The 22,500-nt window shown below is 26.3% G+C and carries 21 protein-coding genes, 1 tRNA gene and 1 rRNA gene; 3 read left to right on the forward strand and 20 right to left on the reverse strand.

The genetic code is table 4. The features are described 5' to 3' along the window. Window positions 1-117: 117 nt before the first annotated feature. The 15 genes from AAHM89_RS10380 to AAHM89_RS10450 form a co-directional block, all read right to left on the reverse strand. A 16S ribosomal RNA gene (locus tag AAHM89_RS10380) occupies window positions 118-1,639 on the reverse strand. A 309-nt stretch (window positions 1,640-1,948) separates the two neighbouring features. After that, window positions 1,949-3,883 (reverse strand): threonine--tRNA ligase, encoded by a 1,935-nt coding sequence (gene thrS, locus AAHM89_RS10385; protein ID WP_342266298.1) that lies wholly within the window; start codon window positions 3,881-3,883, stop codon window positions 1,949-1,951. A gap of 43 nt (window positions 3,884-3,926) precedes the next feature. After that, window positions 3,927-5,333, reverse strand: a complete 1,407-nt coding sequence (gene pyk / locus AAHM89_RS10390) for a pyruvate kinase (protein WP_342266299.1) — start codon at window positions 5,331-5,333, stop codon at window positions 3,927-3,929. An 18-nt stretch (window positions 5,334-5,351) separates the two neighbouring features. Continuing rightward, window positions 5,352-6,404 carry an ATP-dependent 6-phosphofructokinase gene (locus tag AAHM89_RS10395; RefSeq protein WP_252319488.1) on the reverse strand — a complete coding sequence of 351 codons (1,053 nt, stop codon included), beginning with the start codon at window positions 6,402-6,404 and terminating at the stop codon, window positions 5,352-5,354. Window positions 6,405-6,510: 106 nt separating this feature from the next. Continuing rightward, window positions 6,511-7,815 (reverse strand): phosphopyruvate hydratase, encoded by a 1,305-nt coding sequence (eno, locus tag AAHM89_RS10400; RefSeq protein WP_342266300.1) that lies wholly within the window; start codon window positions 7,813-7,815, stop codon window positions 6,511-6,513. Window positions 7,816-7,934: 119 nt separating this feature from the next. Next, window positions 7,935-10,274 (reverse strand): hypothetical protein, encoded by a 2,340-nt coding sequence (locus tag AAHM89_RS10405; RefSeq protein ID WP_342266301.1) that lies wholly within the window; start codon window positions 10,272-10,274, stop codon window positions 7,935-7,937. Window positions 10,275-10,303: 29 nt separating this feature from the next. Continuing rightward, window positions 10,304-11,230, reverse strand: a complete 927-nt coding sequence (locus AAHM89_RS10410; protein ID WP_342266302.1) for a hypothetical protein — start codon at window positions 11,228-11,230, stop codon at window positions 10,304-10,306. Window positions 11,231-11,421: 191 nt separating this feature from the next. Next, window positions 11,422-12,957, reverse strand: coding sequence for a 2,3-bisphosphoglycerate-independent phosphoglycerate mutase (gene gpmI / locus AAHM89_RS10415; RefSeq protein ID WP_342266303.1), 1,536 nt, complete (start codon window positions 12,955-12,957; stop codon window positions 11,422-11,424). Between the two features lie 17 nt (window positions 12,958-12,974). Next, complete coding sequence (locus AAHM89_RS10420; protein ID WP_342266304.1) at window positions 12,975-14,351, reverse strand: hypothetical protein; 1,377 nt, start codon at window positions 14,349-14,351, stop codon at window positions 12,975-12,977. Window positions 14,352-14,392: 41 nt separating this feature from the next. Continuing rightward, the gene (gene tpiA, locus AAHM89_RS10425) at window positions 14,393-15,142 is read right to left on the reverse strand and encodes a triose-phosphate isomerase (RefSeq protein ID WP_342266305.1); all 750 of its coding nucleotides are present in this window, start codon (window positions 15,140-15,142) and stop codon (window positions 14,393-14,395) included. Window positions 15,143-15,158: 16 nt separating this feature from the next. Beyond that, window positions 15,159-15,908, reverse strand: coding sequence for a glucosamine-6-phosphate deaminase (nagB, locus tag AAHM89_RS10430; RefSeq protein ID WP_252319509.1), 750 nt, complete (start codon window positions 15,906-15,908; stop codon window positions 15,159-15,161). Window positions 15,909-15,935: 27 nt separating this feature from the next. Further along, window positions 15,936-17,129, reverse strand: coding sequence for an N-acetylglucosamine-6-phosphate deacetylase (gene nagA / locus AAHM89_RS10435; protein WP_342266306.1), 1,194 nt, complete (start codon window positions 17,127-17,129; stop codon window positions 15,936-15,938). A gap of 132 nt (window positions 17,130-17,261) precedes the next feature. Next, window positions 17,262-17,337 (reverse strand) — tRNA-Phe (locus AAHM89_RS10440). Window positions 17,338-17,432: 95 nt separating this feature from the next. Then, a complete protein-coding gene (locus AAHM89_RS10445) occupies window positions 17,433-17,858 on the reverse strand; it encodes a hypothetical protein (protein ID WP_342266307.1) in 426 nt (141 codons plus the stop codon). Continuing rightward, window positions 17,819-18,148 (reverse strand): hypothetical protein, encoded by a 330-nt coding sequence (locus AAHM89_RS10450; RefSeq protein ID WP_342266308.1) that lies wholly within the window; start codon window positions 18,146-18,148, stop codon window positions 17,819-17,821. The genes AAHM89_RS10445 and AAHM89_RS10450 overlap by 40 nt, the downstream gene beginning before the upstream one ends. Window positions 18,149-18,578: 430 nt before the next feature. On the opposite strand from AAHM89_RS10450, the gene AAHM89_RS10455 reads away from it, so the two are divergent. The 3 genes from AAHM89_RS10455 (at window position 18,579) to AAHM89_RS10465 (ending at window position 20,204) form a co-directional block, all read left to right on the forward strand. Continuing rightward, window positions 18,579-19,001, forward strand: a complete 423-nt coding sequence (locus AAHM89_RS10455; RefSeq protein ID WP_342266309.1) for a transposase family protein — start codon at window positions 18,579-18,581, stop codon at window positions 18,999-19,001. A gap of 23 nt (window positions 19,002-19,024) precedes the next feature. Next, on the forward strand, window positions 19,025-19,432 hold the full coding sequence (locus AAHM89_RS10460) for a transposase family protein (RefSeq protein WP_339045908.1): 408 nt from the start codon (window positions 19,025-19,027) through the stop codon (window positions 19,430-19,432). A 196-nt stretch (window positions 19,433-19,628) separates the two neighbouring features. Next, window positions 19,629-20,204, forward strand: coding sequence for an ankyrin repeat domain-containing protein (locus AAHM89_RS10465; RefSeq protein WP_342266310.1), 576 nt, complete (start codon window positions 19,629-19,631; stop codon window positions 20,202-20,204). Between the two features lie 23 nt (window positions 20,205-20,227). Here the strand turns inward: AAHM89_RS10465 and AAHM89_RS10470 are convergent, their stop codons facing one another. From AAHM89_RS10470 to AAHM89_RS10490, 5 genes are all read right to left on the reverse strand, one after another. Continuing rightward, window positions 20,228-20,680: a hypothetical protein gene (locus tag AAHM89_RS10470; protein WP_342266311.1), complete on the reverse strand. Its 453-nt coding sequence runs from the start codon at window positions 20,678-20,680 to the stop codon at window positions 20,228-20,230. A 368-nt stretch (window positions 20,681-21,048) separates the two neighbouring features. Next, window positions 21,049-21,624 (reverse strand): HNH endonuclease, encoded by a 576-nt coding sequence (locus AAHM89_RS10475; RefSeq protein ID WP_342267303.1) that lies wholly within the window; start codon window positions 21,622-21,624, stop codon window positions 21,049-21,051. After that, window positions 21,621-22,019 carry a hypothetical protein gene (locus tag AAHM89_RS10480; RefSeq protein WP_342266312.1) on the reverse strand — a complete coding sequence of 133 codons (399 nt, stop codon included), beginning with the start codon at window positions 22,017-22,019 and terminating at the stop codon, window positions 21,621-21,623. Before AAHM89_RS10480 ends, AAHM89_RS10475 begins: the two co-directional genes overlap by 4 nt. After that, entirely contained in the window at window positions 22,001-22,369 is a 369-nt protein-coding gene (locus AAHM89_RS10485; protein ID WP_342267304.1) for a DNA cytosine methyltransferase, read from the reverse strand. Before AAHM89_RS10485 ends, AAHM89_RS10480 begins: the two co-directional genes overlap by 19 nt. Then, the gene (locus tag AAHM89_RS10490) at window positions 22,330-22,476 is read right to left on the reverse strand and encodes a hypothetical protein (RefSeq protein WP_342266313.1); all 147 of its coding nucleotides are present in this window, start codon (window positions 22,474-22,476) and stop codon (window positions 22,330-22,332) included. The genes AAHM89_RS10485 and AAHM89_RS10490 overlap by 40 nt, the downstream gene beginning before the upstream one ends. Window positions 22,477-22,500 lie beyond the last annotated feature (24 nt).

The following is a 22,500-nucleotide window of genomic DNA, read 5'->3' on the forward strand; positions in this document are numbered from 1 at the left end:
ATTGCTCAGAGAAAACAATCCCTGAAAACTAAACAGAACAAAAAGAAGTAATCCAATAAATCATCCATCTATTTTTTCTTGTTGTCTTGGTTTCTTATTAGAAACTAAACTCCATAGAAAGGAGGTGATCCATCCCCACCTTCCGGTAGGGATACCTTGTTACGACTTAACCCCAATCATCAACCCTGCCTTTGGCAGCTCCCTCCTTACGGTTAGGACACCGACTTCTGGCATTGCCAACTCTCGTGGTTTGACGGGCGGTGTGTACAAGACCCGAGAACGTATTCACCGCGACATTGCTGATTCGCGATTACTAGCGATTCCGACTTCATGAAGTCGAGTTGCAGACTTCAATCCGGACTGAGACTGACTTTTTGAGATTTGCTTGACCTCGCGGTTTAGCGACTCTTTGTATCAGCCATTGTAGCACGTGTGTAGCCCAGGTCATAAGGGGCATGATGATTTGACGTCGTCCCCACCTTCCTCTAGCTTACACTAGCAGTCTCCTTAGAGTCCCCAACTTAATGCTGGCAACTAAGGACAAGGGTTGCGTTCGTTGCTGAACTTAACCAAACATCTCACGACACGAACTGACGACAACCATGCACCACCTGTATCCTTGTTAACCTCTACTATATCTCTATAGCTTCGCAAGGTATGTCAAGACCTGGTAAGGTTCTTCGCGTTGCTTCGAATTAAACCACATGCTCCACCGCTTGTGCGGGTCCCCGTCAATTCCTTTGAGTTTCACTCTTGCGAGCATACTACTCAGGCGGAGTACTTAATGCGTTAGCTACAGCACTGCCTCATGGCAACACTTAGTACTCATCGTTTACGGCGTGGACTACTAGGGTATCTAATCCTATTTGCTCCCCACGCTTTCGTGCCACAACGTCAGTAATAGGCCAGTTAGCCGCCTTCGCCACTGGTGTTCCTTCATATATCTACGCATTCCACCGCTACACATGAAATTCCACTAACCTCTCCTATACTCTAGTAATGTAGTTTCCAAGGCGGTTAGGGGTTGAGCCCCTAAATTTAACCTCAGACTTGCAAAACCGTCTACGCACGCTTTACGCCCAATAAATCCGGATAACGCTTGCCACCTATGTATTACCGCGGCTGCTGGCACATAGTTAGCCGTGGCTTTCTGGTAAGGTATGGTCGATACTAAAATCATTTCCTATTCTAGCACTTCTTCCCTTACAACAGACCTTTACAATCCGAAGACCTTCATCAGTCACGCGTCATTGCTCCATCAGGCTTTCGCCCATTGTGAAAAATTCCCTACTGCTGCCTTCCGTAGAAGTTTGGGCCGTGTCTCAGTCCCAATGTGGCCGTTCATCCTCTCAGATCGGCTACGCATCGTTACCTTGGTAAGCCATTACCTTACCAACTAGTTAATGCGCCGCATCCCCAACAATTAGCGAAGCAAATGCTCCTTTCATTATTTATTATTGCAAATAAATAACATATGCGGTATTAGCTGTCGTTTCCAACAGTTATTCCCCACTAAATGGTAGGTTAGATACGTGTTACTCACCCGTTCGCCACTAAAGTATTGCTACTTTCGTTCGACTTGCATGTATTAGGCATGCCGCCAGCGTTAATCCTGAGCCAGGATCAAACTCTCAATAAAATTGTTTTTGTTAAAAGATGATGTCTGACTTATTTAATTTTTAATAAAAAATTGACGGATTAATTCTTGTTCTATTTAGTTTTCAAAGATCGTTTTTTCTAGTTTGTAACCCATTTATTTTCGGGCACAATAAGTATCTTACAGAAAACAAAACCCAATGTCAATGAAAATAATACTAAAAATATAAATATTTTTTTCGTATAAAAAATGGTTTAAATTTTACTAAGTATATTAGTAAAATTAAATTGCTTAATTAACTAAAAAACCATTTAAGAATTAGAACCTTAAATGGTTTTTTAATTTTTATAATTATATTTTATTATCAACTTGTTTTGTTAATAATTTTAAAAATTCTGATAAAGTAACAATTTTACTTTCTTTTTGACCATACTGACGATAACTTAAATTATTATTTTCTATTTCCTTATCACCAATAATAATTTGATAAGGAATTTTTTGAGTTTGTGTTTCAACAATACGTTTGCCAATAGTTCCACTGCTAATAATTTCAGTTCGTAAATTATGTTGTTTACAAGTTTGCAATAATTTATTAGCATATTCTAAGGTTTTTTCTTTTTCATTTATTGGTAAAATTGCAATTTGCCTTGGTGCTAATCATAGTGGAAAAACACCTTTATTTTGTTCTAATAATGTGGCAATAAAACGTTCATATGTACCAATTAATCCTCGATGAACAATAACTGGATTTATTTCATTATTATTTTCATCAATATAAGTTAAATTAAACTTTTTCGGTAATAAGAAATCGAATTGAATAGTAGATATTGTAATTTCATGACCTAATGCTGTTTTAATTTGAACATCAAATTTTGGTCCATAAAAAGCAGCCTCACCAATCATTGGTTTATACTCTAATTGTAATTTATCTAATACTTCACGTAATGCTGTTTCTGCTTGATTTCACATTTTATCATCATTAAAATATTTTTCTTTATCAGCAGGATCTCGTAAAGATAATGATAAATAATCAATTTTAATATTTAAAGTTTTTAAAACCTCAGCAATTAACTGATAACAACGTTTAAACTCTGTTTTCATTTGATCAAATCTAACAAAAATATGAGAATCAGTTAATTCCATACTTCTTACTCGTTCTAAACCAGTTAAAGCCCCACTTGCTTCATAACGATATAATAAAGCATGTTCACTTAAACGCAAAGGCAAATCTTTATAACTACGAAGAGCACTTTTATAAATCATACAGTGATGAGGACAAGTCATTGGTCTTAATACCAATTGTTCTTCTTCTTTTTTAATTGGAGTAAACATATTTTCACGATAATGATCTCAATGACCACTTTTTTTATATAATTCAACAGAACCTAAAACTGGTGTCGCTACTTCTTGATAATCTCACATAAATTCTTGTTTTCTCAAATATTCCTGCAAAACTTTTTTAATAACCATACCATTTGGTAAAAATATAGGTAATCCTTTACCACAATCATCATTAAAAGTAAAAATACTTAATTCTTTACCTAGTTTACGATGATCACGATTTTTTTGTTCTTCAAGTTCATTAAGTTTATCTACTAATTTTACTTTTGAATAATCACAAATTCCAGAAATGCGCTGTAATTGTTTATTTTTATCATTTCCTAATCAATATGCACCAGTAATACTTAATAATTTAAAATCTTTTATTGATGAAGAATTATTAATAGCAACACCCGATGCTACTACTAAAGTCTTATTATCAACTAAATAAGAGCATTTTAATCCATTAACATGATTTAATTTAATATATTCTAAAGCAAAAGGATTGTCTTTATGAGTTTTTAAAGATTCTTCTTTAGTTTGACAAACTCTTTTAATTTCAATATTTTTTATTAAAATTTCACGCATTTTCTCTTCAATTTTAATTAATTCATCATTAGAAAGTCGTTTTTCATAATCAAAATCTAAATAAAAACCATTATCATTAGTATTAGCAATCGTAATTAACGCTTGTGGATACATTAATTTAATAGTATGAGCTAAAATCATAGCACATCCATAATTTAAAATAGTTCATCCTAAAGCATCATCTTTTTTAATAAACTTGATTTCAGCATCTTCTTTAATTTCTCAATATAAATCTTTTAATTGTCCATTCAGAGTAAAAGCAATAATTGAAGAATCTATATTTTCATTTTCCTGTTTTAATAATTGATAACCAGTAATTGGATTTTCAATATTATAAGTCATCGTTTTGCCATTTAATTTAATTACATTAATTTTCATGTTTTACCTAATTCCTTTTCTAATTTACCTCAGTAGTACTAGGTTATTTAACAATAAAAGTTGTAAAAGGATTAGTATTATTATTAATATCTACTACTAATACTTTTGATTTAGTAGGGATTATATAAGTGCTACTAATGCTTTTAACTAATTGCGAAGAATTACTTAATTCTACTGGAATTCCTTCAGTTGCTAAAAAAGTATAAATTCCAAAGTTTATTGCAAATTTATTATAATCAATAACATTATTAACAATAGGAATTATATAAACTGGCAAATGAGCATTAGCAATAGTTCTAATATAATTACTATCTTGACTATTAGTAATTAAATATTGTGGTTTTTCTTCAATAATTTTTTTAATAGTTTTAGTAACTAATTGATCTTTTGTATGCAATAAATCAGTAGCAATTTTACTCTGTTCTTGATGACTTTCAGCATCAACAAGAATTTTACTCATTGTTGCAATTGATAACACAGGATAGTTACCATTAGCAGATTCACCCGATAACATTGTACATGTTGCTCCCCAATCCATAGCAACCCAAACATCAGTAACTTCAGCACGTGTTGGATGAGGGTTATCTATCATTGAATCTAGCATTTGCGTAGCAACAATTATTGGTTTGTTAACAGTACGACATTTTTTAATTCATTCACGTTCTAAAAAAGGAACTTTTTCAAAAGGAATTTCAACTCCTAAATCACCACGAGCAACCATAATAGCATCTGATTCTTTTAAAATTTCATCAAAATTATTAACTGCTAATTGTGATTCAATTTTAGCAATGATTTGAATATGTTTACCATCATTATCATCTAAAACTTTGCGGATTTCTTTAATATCAGCTGCTGAACAAACAAATGATGCAGCAACATAATCTACTTTTTGCTGACAACCAAAAATTAAATCTGCTCTATCTTTTTCAGAAATAAAAGGTAAAGACAATTTAACATTTGGAATATTAATAGCACGACGATCTTTAATAGTATGTGTATTTAAAGCTTGACAAATAACAGTATGGTCTTTAACCGCTGTAACCTTTAATGTTAATTTACCATCATCTACTAGTAAATTATCATTAACTTTAATATCCTTTGCTAAATTACCATAATTTACAGAAAACTTATCCGCAGTACCAATAATCTCTTTATTATCAATTATCGTAATAATTTCATTTTTTTTGATTTCTACACTACCCTTTGTAAAGGTATGTGTTCTAACTTCCGGACCTCTAGTATCTAACATAATAGCAACTGGTACATTTAATTGTTTAGATACTTCTCTAATCATTAAAACCCTTGCTAAATGTTCATCATGAGTACCATGAGAAAAATTTAAACGCCCACAAATTGAGCCATTTTCTATTAGTTGTTTAATAACATCAGCAGAATTTGAAGCAGGTCCTAAAGTAGTTACACATTTAGTTCTTTTTATAATTGATATCAAATTATTCACCTCTTTTTATTAAGTATTTTTTTTAAAAATAACTCCTGACAAACGTAAAATTTTATTAGCAACGTTATTTTTATTTATTGAAGGTGTGTTTAATGCATCTTGAATTTCAATAGCTACTAATTTATTATCTTGTAATCCAATACAAATACTAGATTTATTACTATTTGCAAATCTTTCAGCAGCAAAAATACCCATCATTGTTGCTAAATAACGATCAAATGCACTTGGTGTTCCCCCACGTTGAATTTGACCCAATATTACTGCTCTTGTTTCACAATCAGTATCCTTTTCAATGATTTTAGCTATTTTATTAACATCATATTGACGTTCAGTTACTACTATTACTAATGAACGACGTTGTTTTTTAGTGTACAACTGTTTAATAATATCAATCAATGACTGTTCTCCAATTCCTAAATCTTTAGTTGCAACTAAATCACAATTTGCAGCAGCAGCACTGTGAAGAGCAAGGTCACCACAATTACGACCCATTACTTCAACAATCATAATTCTTCCGTGAGAATTAGCAGTTTGACGAATTTTATCAAGATTTTCAACAATTGTATTAAGAGCGGTATCAAAACCAATAGTAAACTCACTTGAACTAATATCATTATCAATAGTACCTGGAATACCCACACATTGAATAGCTGCTTCATTACTTAATTTTTGCAAACCATTATATGTGCCATCACCACCAATAGCAATTAAACCTTCAATTTTTTTAGATTTTAAAATTTCAATACATTTTTTACGAGTTTCTTCTTGCTCAAATTCTCTAAAACGAGCAGACCCAATGATTGTTCCCCCCATCTCAGTTCCTAGATCAATTAAATTTGCTCAATTGTTATCAATAACGTGAATGTCATTTGTCATTATTCCTTTATAACCATTTTTTATTAAAACTAATTCAAATGGTCTTTTATCAGCAGTAGCAATTTTACTATTTTCATGATTTATACCACGAAAAGTCTTATATACTGCATTAATAACATTATTCATACCTGGTGAATCACCACCAGAAGTTAAGATTCCAATTCTTCTTTTATTTAATTCTTGCATATTTAGTCATCCTCTCTTCTAATTACATTATTTTAGTGATAATTATTATAATTTGTTTAAAATTAAAAAGGATATCAGTAAATTTAACCATAAAATATGATTTTAATTAATTAATATTATAAAATACATCGTCACCTAAAAATTTAGCTTGATCTGCTAAATCGGCTTCAATTGTTAATAAACGATTATATTTTGCAACACGATCAGTTCTTGACATTGAACCTGTTTTAATTTGTCCAGTATTAAAAGCTACTGCTAAGTCAGCAATCGTTGTATCTTCAGTTTCCCCAGAACGATGAGATACTACTGCTGTTCACCCAGCTTTTTGACACATTTCAATAGCCTCCATAGTTTCAGTTAATGTTCCAATTTGATTTAGTTTAATTAATACTGAATTAGCAACGTTTTTAATAATTCCTTCTTTAATAATTTTTGGATTAGTAACGAATAAATCATCACCAACAACTTGGAATTTACCTTCTGATTTTTCTAATAATAATTTAAATCCTTCTCAATCACCTTCAGCCAAACCATCTTCAATTGAAATAATTGGATATTTTTTAGTTAAATCAACTAAATAATCTACTAGTTGCGCTGAAGTTAATAATTTTTCAGTATTTTTACTTTTACCATCTTTATTGCCAAAAACATATTTACCATTTTGATAAATCTCTGATGATGCACAGTCCATAGCAATTTTTATATCTTTATTTGGAGTGTAACCCGCTTTTTTAATAGCTTCGACAATTAAATCTAATGCTTCTTCAGTTGATTTTAAATTAGGAGCAAAACCACCTTCATCACCAACTGCAGTAACTAAACCCTTACCTTTTAAAATACTTTTTAAAGCATGAAAAGTTTCAGCAGCCATTTGGATTGCCTTTGAAAATGTTTTAGCACCAACTGGCATTATTAAAAATTCTTGAAAATCAATATTATTATCAGCATGAGCACCACCATTAATTACATTTAACATTGGGACTGGCAACTGACAAGCATTAGTACCACCTAAGTATGTATATAAGGGCACATATAATTCATCAGCGGCAGCTTTAGCAACTGCTAATGATACCCCTAAAATAGCATTGGCACCTAATTTTGTTTTATTTTCTGTTCCATCTAACTTAATCATTGTTTGATCAATTAATCTTTGATTAGTAACTTCCAAACCAATAATGGCTTCGGCAATATTTTCATTAATATTTTTAATAGCTTTCATAACACCAAGTCCACCATAAACTTTAGTATCTTTGTCTCGTAGTTCTAAAGCTTCTCTAGTACCTGTTGAAGCACCTGATGGCACTAAAGCAATCCCGTATCCACCATCTTCAGTTCAACATTCAACTTGAATAGTTGGATTTCCTCTTGAGTCTATTACTTGTAGTGCTCTAATATCAATAATGCAAGACATATTTGTTAATTCCTTCTTTCTTTAATATTTCACTAATTATTATACAGAAAAAAATATTGTTTAGAATCAAAAAAGCACAAATATTTTTTATTTGTGCTTCTAAAATAATGATGATTTAATTACATTTGTTGTTGTTGTGAATGTTGAGTTGTACTACTTGGTGATGATGTATCATTAACTTTAGCAGCAGTATCACTATTTCATGGTTTTGGAGTTACTCCATCATCCTCTGGTATTAAACTTTCAGGATTATTAAGAGCAGTAATTATTGCTTTCATTAATTCATCAGTTTCAATCGTTTTTTGATTAAAATTATTACCATTAGATAAATCTTTTCTGTTAATAGTTACATTTTGTTTTACTTCATCTCTATAAAAGATATAACTTATACTTTTAAAATTATCATCTTTATCAAAAGTTAAAGAAAAATCAACTTCATTTTTAGTTAAATATGATAATGCACGAATTTGTTTAGGACTAAGTTTCACTTCTGCTTTTAATGGAATTCCAAGTTCATCATTACATAAAACATAACATTTTCCATTAAAAATATTAAAATTAAAAGTTTTAATATTTTTTGAAAATAAGTTTGATTTTAAATCAGGTATTGGTCTTACTGTTCTTGTTTCTGATACTCTTACTTTTGCTTTCTGATTTATGATACTAAGTTGTTCTTTATCTTCATCACTTAACTTATTAGAGCAATTTACTTTTTTATTATTTTCATCAAAATAATATGCTCTTAAAAATTTTCCATCATACTTATTAAATAAAATAACAGTATTTGCATTATTATTTTTATCTATTAAATTTTTCAAAATATCATTTTCATCTTTTTCTAATTTTAATTTTTTATCCAATGTTTGCTCATCAGTTGTTATGTTTAAATCTCATAATTCTCTACTATCATCTCATTTTAAATTAATAACATTTTTAACGATAACTGGAGATAATTTTGTAGCTGATGGTTTTGGTGATATTACCTGTTCAGCAGCAGCTCTTGCCACTTTAACTTGTGATCCATTTTCTCCACAGTGAATACCCTTTAATCCATTAGGAAATAAATTATTATTTGCAAAACTTTTTCTTAACTCTAATAAAGAAAGTGTTCCAATACATTGTAGTTGATTTTGATCAGCAATAACTACTCATTTTTCTACTAAATTATTACTTGGGTTTTTTGCAAAGTATACTTTTTGATACTTACCAGCAACTTCTATATCATTTCATATTTTTTTATTATCCCGAGAAAGTTCTTGTTCAAAAGTTACATTTTCTGGATCTGATTTAGCATCTGATATTTTTATTTTACCATCTTCTATTACTAAACTATACAAACCTTCTATGCTATTATTTTGTAATGTTTCAGTGATATTATTTGTAATCGGTAAAAGTTCAGGTAAATCTTCTGGTAATACTTCTGGTGCAATAACTAAAAAACGCATAGCAACTAAATCAATTTCTTCTTGTTCTTCTTTAACAACAGATGCTAATCCAATATTAATTGTTGGTTCTATAGTAAATCCTAATTGTGGAGGAGTACTTAATGCTTTTAAATCATCAAATTGCTGGTCGGTTAAAGATTTAACTTTATGTGCTTGATATTTTATATTATCATATAATCATCCTAGAACAGGTTTTTTTGTTATTTTATAGGTTTCTCAAAAAATTTCTCCATTTTCGTTAATCTTTTTATTTAAATAAAAAATATCATTATCAGTAATACTTTGAGCAGTTGTTGAGATTATAAAAGTATCATTTGGATCAGTAACATTTTTAATAAAAATTTCATTTCCTTGACGATAAATAAAATAGTCTTTTTCAACATTCACTAAGTTTAAATGTTTTTTAAAATCTTCGATCATTGTACTATTTGAAGAATAATCATTAATTTTATACTGTTCCACATCTCAAACCGGGTTTGATTGTTCAAATGGATTTCGCAACTGTGGAGTATCTAATAAATTTTTAATCTTTTGATTAATTAAAACATCATTTTCTTTAAACAGTCCAGAATTTATAAAAATTTCATTAAATTTTAATAAATTTATACTTCCTAATAATCCTAATTCAGGTCTTATTTCACCTTCAGATTCATCAAATAAAATTTTATATACTTTAATTTTAGTATTGTCAGTTTCATCCTCAACGAAAACTAATTGGTCTTTTTTAAATATACTTTGATCATTTTGAATTAATGATTCATCACTAATAAATATAGTATTAACTAATGAACCACTATCAACAACAAATTTTCCATCTTGATTTAAACTAACTATTTTTTTTACTTTTAATGGATTAATATTGAAAGAAGAATTCTTCAAAATATTAAGTGTATTCTTTTTTGAATATAGGTCATCCTCTACTTCAATAGCAATATCTTCAACATCACTTATTTCTGATTGATATATACTTCTCATAATGTTTGTAAATCATTTAAAATTTTCCATTAGTGGCATTTTTATATTTTCTCCTTTAATTATTACATTTATGGTGTTGGTGTAGATAAAACTGACTTAACATTTTGTTCTACTGGTTTTGATGGTGCTTCAGTACCATTAATTTCCTTTGCAAGAAAAGAATTATTACTTTGTACTTCTTTTTTAGGTGCAACAGAATTATTTTGTGAATGTTGTGAATGTAAAGAAGAGGCTGTACTAATTACTCTTTCAAGAGTATCAATTAATTTTTCATCAATTTTTATATCTTTCCTCTTATGAGTCTGGTTATCAATAATATATGCAAACAAAATCTTTCCATTTTTATCAACTTCAATATTTATACTACCATTACGAGGACATTTTTTGGCTACAAAGTTTTTAAATTCCTTAGCATCATTTACATCTACAGGAACAATTGTTTTGTTTTTATTATCAATAAATAAATAACACGTTCCATTTTCAGCAAATGATAATTTCATAGGCTCTTCAGATCTTTTTATAATATTAACATTAAGATCATCTAACTCTTCTTTATATTCTTCATTATTTAAATTATTGGATTCTGATTGAGTTTTTAATAATAATGCCGGTAATTCTTTTTTACCTAAATATTCAAGAATAATCTTATCATTTTCTTTTTTAGTTCGATATAAATGTACTAGAGAACTATCTAATTTTTCTTTTACTATTACTAGTTGTTGTAATTGATCACTATTAATTGCTAAAGCTGGTTGTTGAATAATACTAACATTTTCATCATTAGTATTTTTTACTAAACGTCCCTTTTCATCTACATATACAAGTTCAATAATATATTCTTTTAAACTACTATCTAATTGTGTTTTTATATCATCAATCTTAACTTCCAAACTATTTAAAGTTATATTGGGTGATGATTCATCTTTTTTAGAACTTAATGATTTTTGTAGAAAGTCATTAAGTTCTCAATATTCTACTGTTTCTGATAATTGCATACTTTACCTCCATAATTTTTAATAAATGTATAGATTTCTAAAATAATATAGGAACTAAATATAATAAACCCCTTATATTTATTTAAAAAAATAAAAGGGGAAACACTATATTTAATTCATATGCCTATATTTTAATACTTTTATATTCTTAAAACAAGCACTTATCAATAAAAAGAAAAATCAATATATTTTTATTTAATAATTAAAGACTCACTGGTCATAACAGTTGGTTTAACTAAGCCCAAAACGTCTAATAGCGTTGGAGCAATATTTGCTAAGCAACCACCTGATTTTAATTTTAATCCTGTTTTACAAATAATAAATGGTACTGGTTGCGATGTATGTTTTTTATTAGGATTACCCTCTTTATCAATCATGATTTCAGCATTACCATGATCAGCAGTAATCATTAAAATACCATTCACTTGTTTTATTGCTTGATACAATTTTCCAATACATTCATCAATAACATCAATCGCATCAATGGCAGCATTTAAAACACCAGTATGACCAACCATATCAGGATTAGCAAAATTTAAAACCATAACATCATATATGTTTTTAGAAATTTCACTTTCTAAACGAGTAGTAATTTCGCGAGCACTCATTTCTGGTTTTAAGTCATAAGTTGCTACTTTTGGTGAAGGAATTAAAATTCTTGTTGATAGTGGATATTCAACATCAACACCACCATCAAAAAAATAAGTTACGTGTGCATATTTTTCAGTTTCAGCAATTCGTAATTGATGATATTGATTTTTACTTAATCATTCCCCTAAAGCATCAAGCATTGATATAGGTGGAAAAATAACACCTTGTGGTTTAACACTTTTAGCATATTCCATCATTGAAATAAAAAAAGTATTTTTTAATGTTGGTATTTTCATACTAATATTAAAATCATATTTATTATTTGTTAATGCTGATGCTAATTGAATTGCACGATCAGGACGGAAATTAGCAAAAATAATGCTATCGTTATTCTTAATATTACCATTATTAATTTCAGAATTATAAGCAGGCATAATAAATTCATCATTACGACCAGCACTATATTCTGCATTAACATAAGCAATAGGATCAATAAATGAAGCACCTTCATGATTAACTATTACATCATATGCTATTTTTAAACGATCTCAACGTTTATCGCGATCCATAGCATAATATCTTCCTGAAATAGTAGCAAGCATACCAATGCCTAATTGTTTCATAGTTTTTAATAACTGTTCAATATAAATTTTAGAAATATCAGCTTTTGTATCACGACCATCTAAAATAGCATGAACATAAACATTCTTAAAATTTTGTTGTTTAGCAATTTCTAATAATGCTAAAATATGATTAATATGAGCATGTACTCCACCATCACTTAGTAAACCAATAATATGAACATTACTATTATTCTTTTTGGCATGATTAATTGCTGACAATATTGTTTCATTTTTAAAAAATGTTTTATCATTTATTGACTTATTAATTAATGTTAATGACTGATAAATTACTCTACCGGCACCAATTTGTAAATGTCCAACTTCAGAGTTGCCCATTTGTCCTTCTGGTAAACCAACTGCAAGGCCAGAAGCTGAAACTTCAGTATGCGGATAAGTTTTTAATAAATAATCCAAATTAGGTTTTGTTGCAGAACTAATAGCATTAGTTGAACTAGATTTTGCAATACCAAAACCATCTAAAATACATAGTAATATTGGTTGTTTTGTTTTCATAAATTTCACCTCATTTTTTATTTAATAACTTGTAACTGATGTTTAAAATTATCAGATTTAAAAATAGTAATCATTTTAGTAATAAAATCAGTAATACATTGATAATGAACAGTACTCAAAATAACAATATCTTTTTTAAAAACTATTTTAATAGATTGCTTTTTAGTAATTTTAGTAATTATTGTTTTTAAATCACAAATTGATTTTAAATCTTCACTTAATAAAATAACCATACTAGGATTATCACTAATATTATTAGAAAGAAATAAAATAGTATTACTACTATTAGCTAATAAATTGTGTCCTTTAATTTCCATTAAATTATAATCTAATAAATCATTATTAAAAGAATAATGAGTAATTTTCAAATTATCAATGACTTCTGAATAATAACCATAAGCAAAAGTCTGTGATAAATTTTCTAATATATCTTGAGATACTATCCGCCATTTTGAAAATGACTTCAATAGTTCTTTATGAATTTTTTGTAATTGTCATAAATCTTGATAATTAGTAATATTAGTTATCGGTGCTATTGGTTGAATATTTTCGGGCTGATTAATTGCTCTAATTTTTTTATTAATAGCATTAATAGCAATAATGATTGGTTTTTTAGCATTAATAAAAAAGTTTTCAATTCGTTGTTTATTACCTGCTATTAATGTTATTTTTCGCTGATCTTTATTAGTTTTAATAGCAACAACTGCTATTTTTTGCAAATTAATAATTTCTTGTAATTCAACTTCATTAAATTTTTTTAAATAACTATATTCTTTTTTATTTTGCAAAAAAATTAACTGTTCTAATGATAATTTTTGTTCTAATAAAGAATTAATGATAAATTCACTTTGCAATATTTGTTTTCTATTTATCTTTAAATTATTAAGAGCAACAATAAAATTTTGTTCAGTAATAGAAATAGAACTAAAATTAGAAGTTTTATAATTTAATTGTTTCATCAAACTATTTGTAAATAATTTAGCACCAATTTTATTATTAACTAATGATTGATGATGACTTTCATTGATAGTTAAATACAATGGAATATCGTTAATAACGATTGGTCCACTATTAACCTTAACTAAATGAATATAAGTATTAGGAATAAGAGTATTATTAACATCAATTACTTCACCAGTAAAATATTCATTAGTAATAATACCTTTGTCACTAACAATACTATCACTACTAGGAGCAAAAATAGTTTTAGTACAAATAATAAAGCCAATTTGTTCTAATTGATTAGTGTCTTCACCATTTTTACTAAACAATGCTAAAATTTCTGACTTATTCCTAAAAGCATTGACAAAAGTGGTTGCCGGAAAGGCACGATGTTTAATTTTTTTTGTTAGTTTTGTTCACATACTTTTAATTTGTATCTTTGATAATTCCATGTTTAGTTAACTCCTTATTTTTATTAGTAATTTAAATAGAGTTAAATTAGTAAATCAAAAAAAGATTGTGGTACTAATGAAGCACCTCCAACTAATGCACCATCAATGTCGGGTTCAGAAAGTATTAATTTAATATTATCGGGTTTTACTGAACCACCATACTGAATACGTACTTGTTCTGCAACATTTTTATTATATAATTCACTAATAAATTCACGAATCATTTTACAAACCGTTTGGGCTTGTTGAGCTGTTGCTGTTTTACCAGTACCAATTGCTCATATTGGCTCATAGGCAATTACTAACTTAGCAATATTTTCTGCTTTAATATTTTTTAATGCTAACTTAATTTGATTTTTAATTACTTCATTAGTTTCTTTATTTTCATATTGGTTTAAAGTTTCACCACAACATAAAATTGGTATAATATTAGCATTAAATAGTGAATGTATTTTTTTATTTATTGTTTCATCTACTTCATTAAAATACATTCTGCGTTCACAATGACCAATAATAACATGACTAACCATCATATCTTTTAGCATCTTAATTGAAATTTCACCAGTATATGCACCTTCGGTTTCATAATGACAATTTTGAGCCGCAATAATTAAAGCAGAAGTTTTATTCATTTTTAGTAAGGGTAAATTAGTAAAACTAGCTGCTATTCCATAATCATATTTAATATTTTTAGTTTTTATTAATTTATTAAATTCATTTAAAAAAAATTGAGTTTCTTCTATATTTTTATACATTTTTCAATTTCCAATAATAATCTTTTTACGTTCCATTTGTTTCTCCTTTAAGTTAATTTTTTTTTGATATAGTTGGTTTTAATAATGCTGCTGCTTCTTCATCAATAATAATTGTAACATCATCATGATTTTGTAAAAAAGTACATGGATAATTCGGAGAAACTTTACCTTCAACTAACTCTCGAATAGCTTGTGCTTTATTAGTTCCTGTAGCAATTAAAACAATCAATTTAGCTTGTAAAATAGTATGAATGCCCATCGTAACAGCTTTGGTTGGTACATCTTCAACTTTAGAAAAAAATCTTTTATTAGCTTCAATTGTTTCTTTAGTTAAATTAACAACATGTGTTTTACTACTTGCAAGAGTACCTGGTTCATTAAAAGCAATATGACCATTAGTACCTAAGCCCAATATTTGTAAATCAATTGGTCCTTTTTCTTTTAATAATTTTTCATATTCTTCCACATTTTGGTCTAAATCACCAATACCTTTAGGAACATACGTATTTTTTAAATTAAGACTTTTAATATGATTAAATAATTGATGATTCATAAAATAACGATAACTTTTTACATGATCTGGAGTTAAACCAACATATTCGTCTAAATTAAATGTTACAACTTTTGATCAATCTCTTTTGTTATTTTTTGCATCTGCTATTAATAAATTATATGTTTCAATTGGACTACTTCCTGTTGCTAATCCTAAAATAGCATTTGGTTTAACTTTAATAATATCAATAATAATTTTACTTAATAATTGAGCAACCTCAGTTTTATCTTTTAAAATAATTAATTTCATAATTTAAAAACCCCTTACATTACTTACTTATTCTTGTTGATACGCAATTTTTCCTTCGCATATTGTTAAAAAAATATCATTATTCTTAGTTAATACAATAATATCTGCTAATTTACCAATAACAATATCACCCGTTTTATTTGCAATTCCTACTTGTTTAGCACTATTATAAGAGGCCATTTTGATGCAATCTTGTCAATTATTATTAGTAATTTTTAATAAATTTTTAAAACCAGCAATCATTGTTGCAATGCTGCCTGCTAATTTTCCGGTTGCTTCAACAGTAACCTTATTATTACTTTTAATGACAGGTAATGGTCCCAATAAATACTTACCATCAGGTTGTCCCTTTGCACTCATGGCATCAGTAATCATACAAATTCCATCGGCACCTTTAATTTTATATGTTATTGCTAAAATATCAATATCAACATGAATTCCATCACAAATTAACTCAGTAACTAATTGATCATAATATAATGATGCTGGAACAACACCAGGATCGCGATGATTATAGGGGCTCATTGCATTATAAAGATGGGTAATATGCGTTAAACCATATTCAACAGTTTTAGTTATTTCTTTAAAAGTAGCATTACTATGACCAACACTAGGAATAATATTATTTTTAATTAATGAAAAAATAAAATTTGAATTTTTATTATTTAAATTAGGATCTATCTCAGGAGCATAAACAATAAATTTTAAATTTTTGTTACTAATTATATTTCAAGATTTTACTAAATTAAGATCAGGAACATGAAGTAATGACGGAGTATGTGCTCCTTTTTGTAATTCTGAGATAAAAGGTCCTTCTAAATATGCACCAATAATTCGTGCCTTGTTACCTTTATTTTCTGTTTTCATATACTTAGCAAATACTGAAAGAATATTATCAATTTCTTTTTTACTGGCAGTAACTGTTGCATAACAAAACTTTGTTACTCCCTCTTTTGGAACTAATTTTGCAAAATTATTAATTGATTCAATGGTACCATCCATTAAACTATAGCCATAACCTCCATGTACATGTAAATCAATAAAACCAGGTATTATTGTTTGATTATGACATTCAATAACCTGAGCATCTTGAAATTCATAATTATACTTTCCTTCATTAATTTGGAAAATTAAATTATCTTTAATTACTAAAAAACCATTATTTATTATTTTCTTAATGCTAATTATTTTCGCATTATTTAAAACTAAAATTTTAGACACTAATACCCTTCTTTCTAGAATTATTAATTGTTTAAAATTGCTAATGACACTATTATACCTAAAATTTTAACTTAAACCTAAATCTAAGAAAAATAATTAAAAAAAAGGCTTAATTGCCTATATTTTAAATAATGGTGGCTCGAAGCGGATTCGAACCACTGACACTTCGCTCTTCAGGCGAATGCTCTACCAACTGAGCTACCGAGCCGTTACCTATACAATAATAGCATATAAAAGTAAAAAATAACAAGGGGTTAAAACTTATTTTTTAATTTATTTAAATATATATTTATTTTTTACTAATTATCTTCTAATTACATATCTTCTTCAACAAGGTTTTTCAGTTTTTGGCGTTAAGTGATTTGAGTCTCTTCTAATTTCTTCTTTTCAATTATTATTTGATAAATCAGTAGACCCATTTTCTTTAGCAATATTTGCTTGTAAAAATATATTATTACCAATAATATTTAATGATTCACTTCTTTGAAATTCATGATCACTACATACATCATTTACTAAACTTTTGACAATCTCACATAATTTTTTACAAGTATCTAATATCAATTTATATTTTTCTTTACCTTTTCATTTTTCAATTAATGATTCACAATTTTTAATAAATTTATCCTGTCATTCTTTAAACTCTTCGGAATTAATTGTCTTAGTTAAATCACCATCACAATAATAAGTTAATATTTCTTTTCAAACATTACGTCATACTTTTCTCATATTATTATGAGGAGTTTTAACTTTCAATTTTTTAATCAAAAATCAAAATCTTGAATTTTATTTCTTCTTCAACAATTTAATAATGCAGTAATAATTGGAATTACTAATTGTTTATTATTTATTTTTTCTATTATTTCTTGTTTTTTATTTTCAAGATCTTCTAATCTAGTTATACGTTCTTTTTCTAATTCTTGTAAAATATTAAAATACTCTTGATATTCTCTCATTGCTCGTGAATATATTATTAATTTAATTATTACTTCTCATTTGTTTATAAGTTTAATATCCATTTTAATCATTCTTTCCATTAGTTCAAATATATATCTTATAACCCACTATTTAATCCGATAATTTATTTATGTTTTATAAAATTCAATATCTATAATTTTAATAATTTATTTTATTAATAACTTATGCTACAACTGTTTGTTTAGGAGAATGAAAGTTAATATTCATATCAATATTAATACTTTCACCAAAACTATCACTTCATTCACTAATACCACTTTCAGAAACAAGACATGTATCAGAATCTAATTGAGATGATAAATCATTATCATCATTAATAACTTTAATTTCGTATTTTTTTTAAAGTTCAATATTTTTTAAAACATCTTTAGACATATTCCGTAATTATTTTTTTGAAAAATCAAGTAATAATTTTAAAATTTATTTTATAATTTTGTTATTAACAATAAATTTAGAAAAGTGTTGATAAAAATGATTTTTGAAAATTTAAAAAAATTAAAAAATGAAGAATTTTACAGATATTTTGGTATAAAACGTTTTCATTTTAATGAAATGTTAGAAAAATTAATTGAAATAGAAAAATTAGAAAAAAATAAAGGTCGAAAAAATAAACTTTCAGTAGAAGAAAGATTAATGATGACTTTATTATACTGAAAAGAATATTATACTTTTTTTCAAATGAGTATTAAATCTAAAATGAGCCCATCAAGTTGTTTTCGAAATATTACTTGAGTAGAAAATAAACTTAGTAACCACAAAGATTACCAATTTTTAAAAGAAAGATATAAATTAAAAATTGATAAAAAACAAGAAAATTCAAATGAATTTCAATTTTATTTAATTGATTCAACTAAGATTGAAATTGAAAGACCAACTAAAAAAAACTACAGTTAGAATATTTTTCTGGTAAAAGTTGAATGTATTCTATAAAATTTCAAATTGTATATGATTTTTTTAATAAAAAAATTGTTGATATTTTTGCTGATAATGGTAAAGTGCATGATTTTCAAATATTAAAAAATTCAAATCTTGAATTTTCAGAAAAAACAATAATTATTGGTGATTTAGGATATCAAGGTATACAAAATATTTATAAAAATACAATAATACCAATTAAAAGAACTAAAAATAAAAAATTAACTAAACAAGAAAGAAAATACAATAAGATTGTATCTAAAATTAGAATTAAAGTTGAACATGTCTTTGCTTGATTGAAAAGATTCAAAATTTTAGTAAATAAATGTAGAAAATCTAAATTTAGACTTATGTACTTAAGATTTAACTTACTTTGTGAAATTTTTAATAAAATAAAACCATTAAAATAAAAAAAATATTAAAAATATTTTTTTAAAATTTAAATTTTTATCGAGTTAATATAAAAATATTATTAACAATTTTTTGTTTAAAATGTAAACTCATTTTTTAAACTATTTTTTCAAAAAATATTTATTTCTATATTCAATAACACTAAATAGTTTTAAAACAATTTTATTGACAATTAATTAAATTTAATTACGGAATATGTCTTTAGAAAAAATTAAACTTTTATTACTAAATAATGCTAATGTCAACTATACAAATTCAGATATTTTTACTTATACTTATAGAATCAAAGAAAATTATTTTCAAAAAAATATAAAAATTGGTAGTGGTAATAGCGCTTTAACAAAAGCCGCCAAAAAAGGATATTTAAATATAATTAAATTTTTAGTTGAAAACGATGCCGATGTTAACCATATAATTAATTATAATAAAGAAAGTGCTTTAACACGAGCTGCTCAAAATAATCACTTAGATGTTATTAAATTTTTAGTAGAAAATAACGCTGATATTAATCATACAAATCAAAATGGTAAAACTGCCTTAATTCTAATTGCTGATAATAATAATATAGAGGGAGTTAAGTTTCTAATAGAAAATGGTGCTAAAATTGAATGTATAGATAATTTTTGAGAATCAATAAATAAAGTGAATCTAGAAGTGAAAGAATATTTACAATCATGAATTTTAAACTCAAGTAAAAATGAAAAAAATTTACCTAACTCTAGTAATCAATCAACAACAAATATCAAAAAACAAAGTTTGCTAATGATCTAATTAAAAATCTAAAATAACTTTTATTATTTCTTACCTTTAATATTTCTAACTTCTTTTAATTGTTTTTTTAACATTTTTAATTGTAATTGTAAATCTTCATATGATGGTAAATCATCACTTTTAATTTCTTCTTGTTTGTTTTTACTATAATCATTACTTTTTTTTGATAACTGTGGAGGATTAACTCATAAATTTTTTAAGCCATATCAAAAAATAGTAAGTAAACTTAAACCAATACCTGCTCAAGGAATTGTTCATAAATCTTTAAAAGGAATAGTTTGAAAATTTCTAATATTAAAGTAATTAAAAAGTACTAATACAAAAAGTATCAATACTAAGGTTATTAATAACATGTGTATAGCAAAAACTGATCTTGAAAAAGGTTTTTTAATAAAAATTAATGGTATTAAATAAGTTAAATTAAAAATCAATAATGTTCCAAAAGTATATAAAGAAACTATACTATCACTAGTCATTAATTGTTTATAAAAACTACTAGTAATTGGTTCTTTATTAACGATTAAAGTAATAATAATAGCAATATTGTTTTTTAATGGAACACCTCAATTAAATAATGGAAAAATTGATAAACTAATTGTTACTGTTAAAACACTAATAATAACTAATGTTTTGCTTAAAATTAAATTATTTTTTTCATATTATCCATCTCTCATTATCAGTTTACTTTTTCACTCTAATAATATTTTATCATTATTAAAGCAAAAAAATAACTATCAAAATTAAGATTAAGATTTATTTTTAGTTTTAGCTAAATTTATCATAAGAAAATTATAAACAAATCCCTATTAAAATTCATAACATAAAAAAGTTCTAACAAATATATTTAGCCTAATAATAAAAATCCATTAATATACCTAAATATTTTTTCCCTGTGATATTTTATATATTCTTTTTGTTCATTATTAAATCTTAACTGTTTATTTTTAATAATTTTTTTAAGCTTATACACATCATTATTTGGTAATAAATCAGAAAATATAATATAACCATTAATATCAAATGTAATTAATCCACGATCAAAAAGTTTATCAAATATAGCACTAAGTAATAAAACATTATTTAAATCTATTTTTTCTTTCTCTTCAGAAAAAAACCAAGGTTTTATATGTGATGCTATTAATAATTCATTATATTCCAATTCTGTGATTTGACATACACTGTATTTTTTAATTATTTTTTTTCTTAATTCATCTTGACCTTTTCTTGCTGTTACTATTCTTTTATTTGAATTTTTCCTTAGTTCATTTTGTTGTTTAAATAAAATACTATTCTTTATTAAAGAAAAATCTAAACCAAATGAAATAAAAACGTGATTATCTTTCGTTTTTTTTATTTCTAAAAAAGTTTCAAAAGGTATTGCAATATAAAATATTATTTTACTAAAAATAGGAATTTCTAAGGCATATCTATTTTTACTAAATGGGTCATAATATACTCTTCATTAAAATTATCATTTTCTAATAACATACTATTATATTTACTATAAAACATATTAATCATTTCGTTAATTTTTTTAATATCAGGACTTTTAAAATCATGACTAGTTTTTAAAATTGTTACTCATCTAATTCTTAAAGATTCAATAAAATTTTCTAAATTGTGTAATGAAAAATAAATATTTCCCTTAATCTCTTTACCAAATATTTCTAAAAATTGATTTTCTGAAAATTTTATTTTAGCTTGACCATTAGTTCTAGAGATTTTATGTTTATTATTAGCACAAAAATATTCATTAGATAAAGTAATTACCTTGTTTAATATGATATCATTACTACTTATAACAATATTTCCCATGATTTATTTCCTTTTTTTTCTTTTATAGAAGTATCAATGTTAGAACTTTCTAATGAAAATAATATTTCTTTTAATAAATGTTCAAAAACATTTACTACAATACTATTACCAGATTGTCTATAAATCTGAGTATTAGAAACTACTATTTTAAAAGAATCAGGAAAACCCATTAATCTTAAACACTCCTTTGGCGTTAATCTTCTTATCCTATCAGTATCATAATTAACATAATTGTCAGTACTTGCATAATGATATTTAAAAGAAGAACTTAAGATTGTTTTTGCTATTTGAGGATTTGCCTTACCTTTTTTTAAAACTGTATTTTTTGTAACTTTTCTGACAAAATAAATTTTTTAATATACCCTTCTGAAACAAAATCACCAATAAAATTTGACTGTTGATTTCTAACTTGACAAAGCATTATTTCACCATTAACTTGTGTTATCTTCTTTTTCATTCTTTCTTCATTTAAAACGTATTT

This window comes from Spiroplasma endosymbiont of Villa modesta (assembly GCF_964030925.1).
Classification (GTDB): Bacteria; Bacillota_I; Bacilli_A; order Mycoplasmatales; family VBWQ01; genus Spiroplasma_E.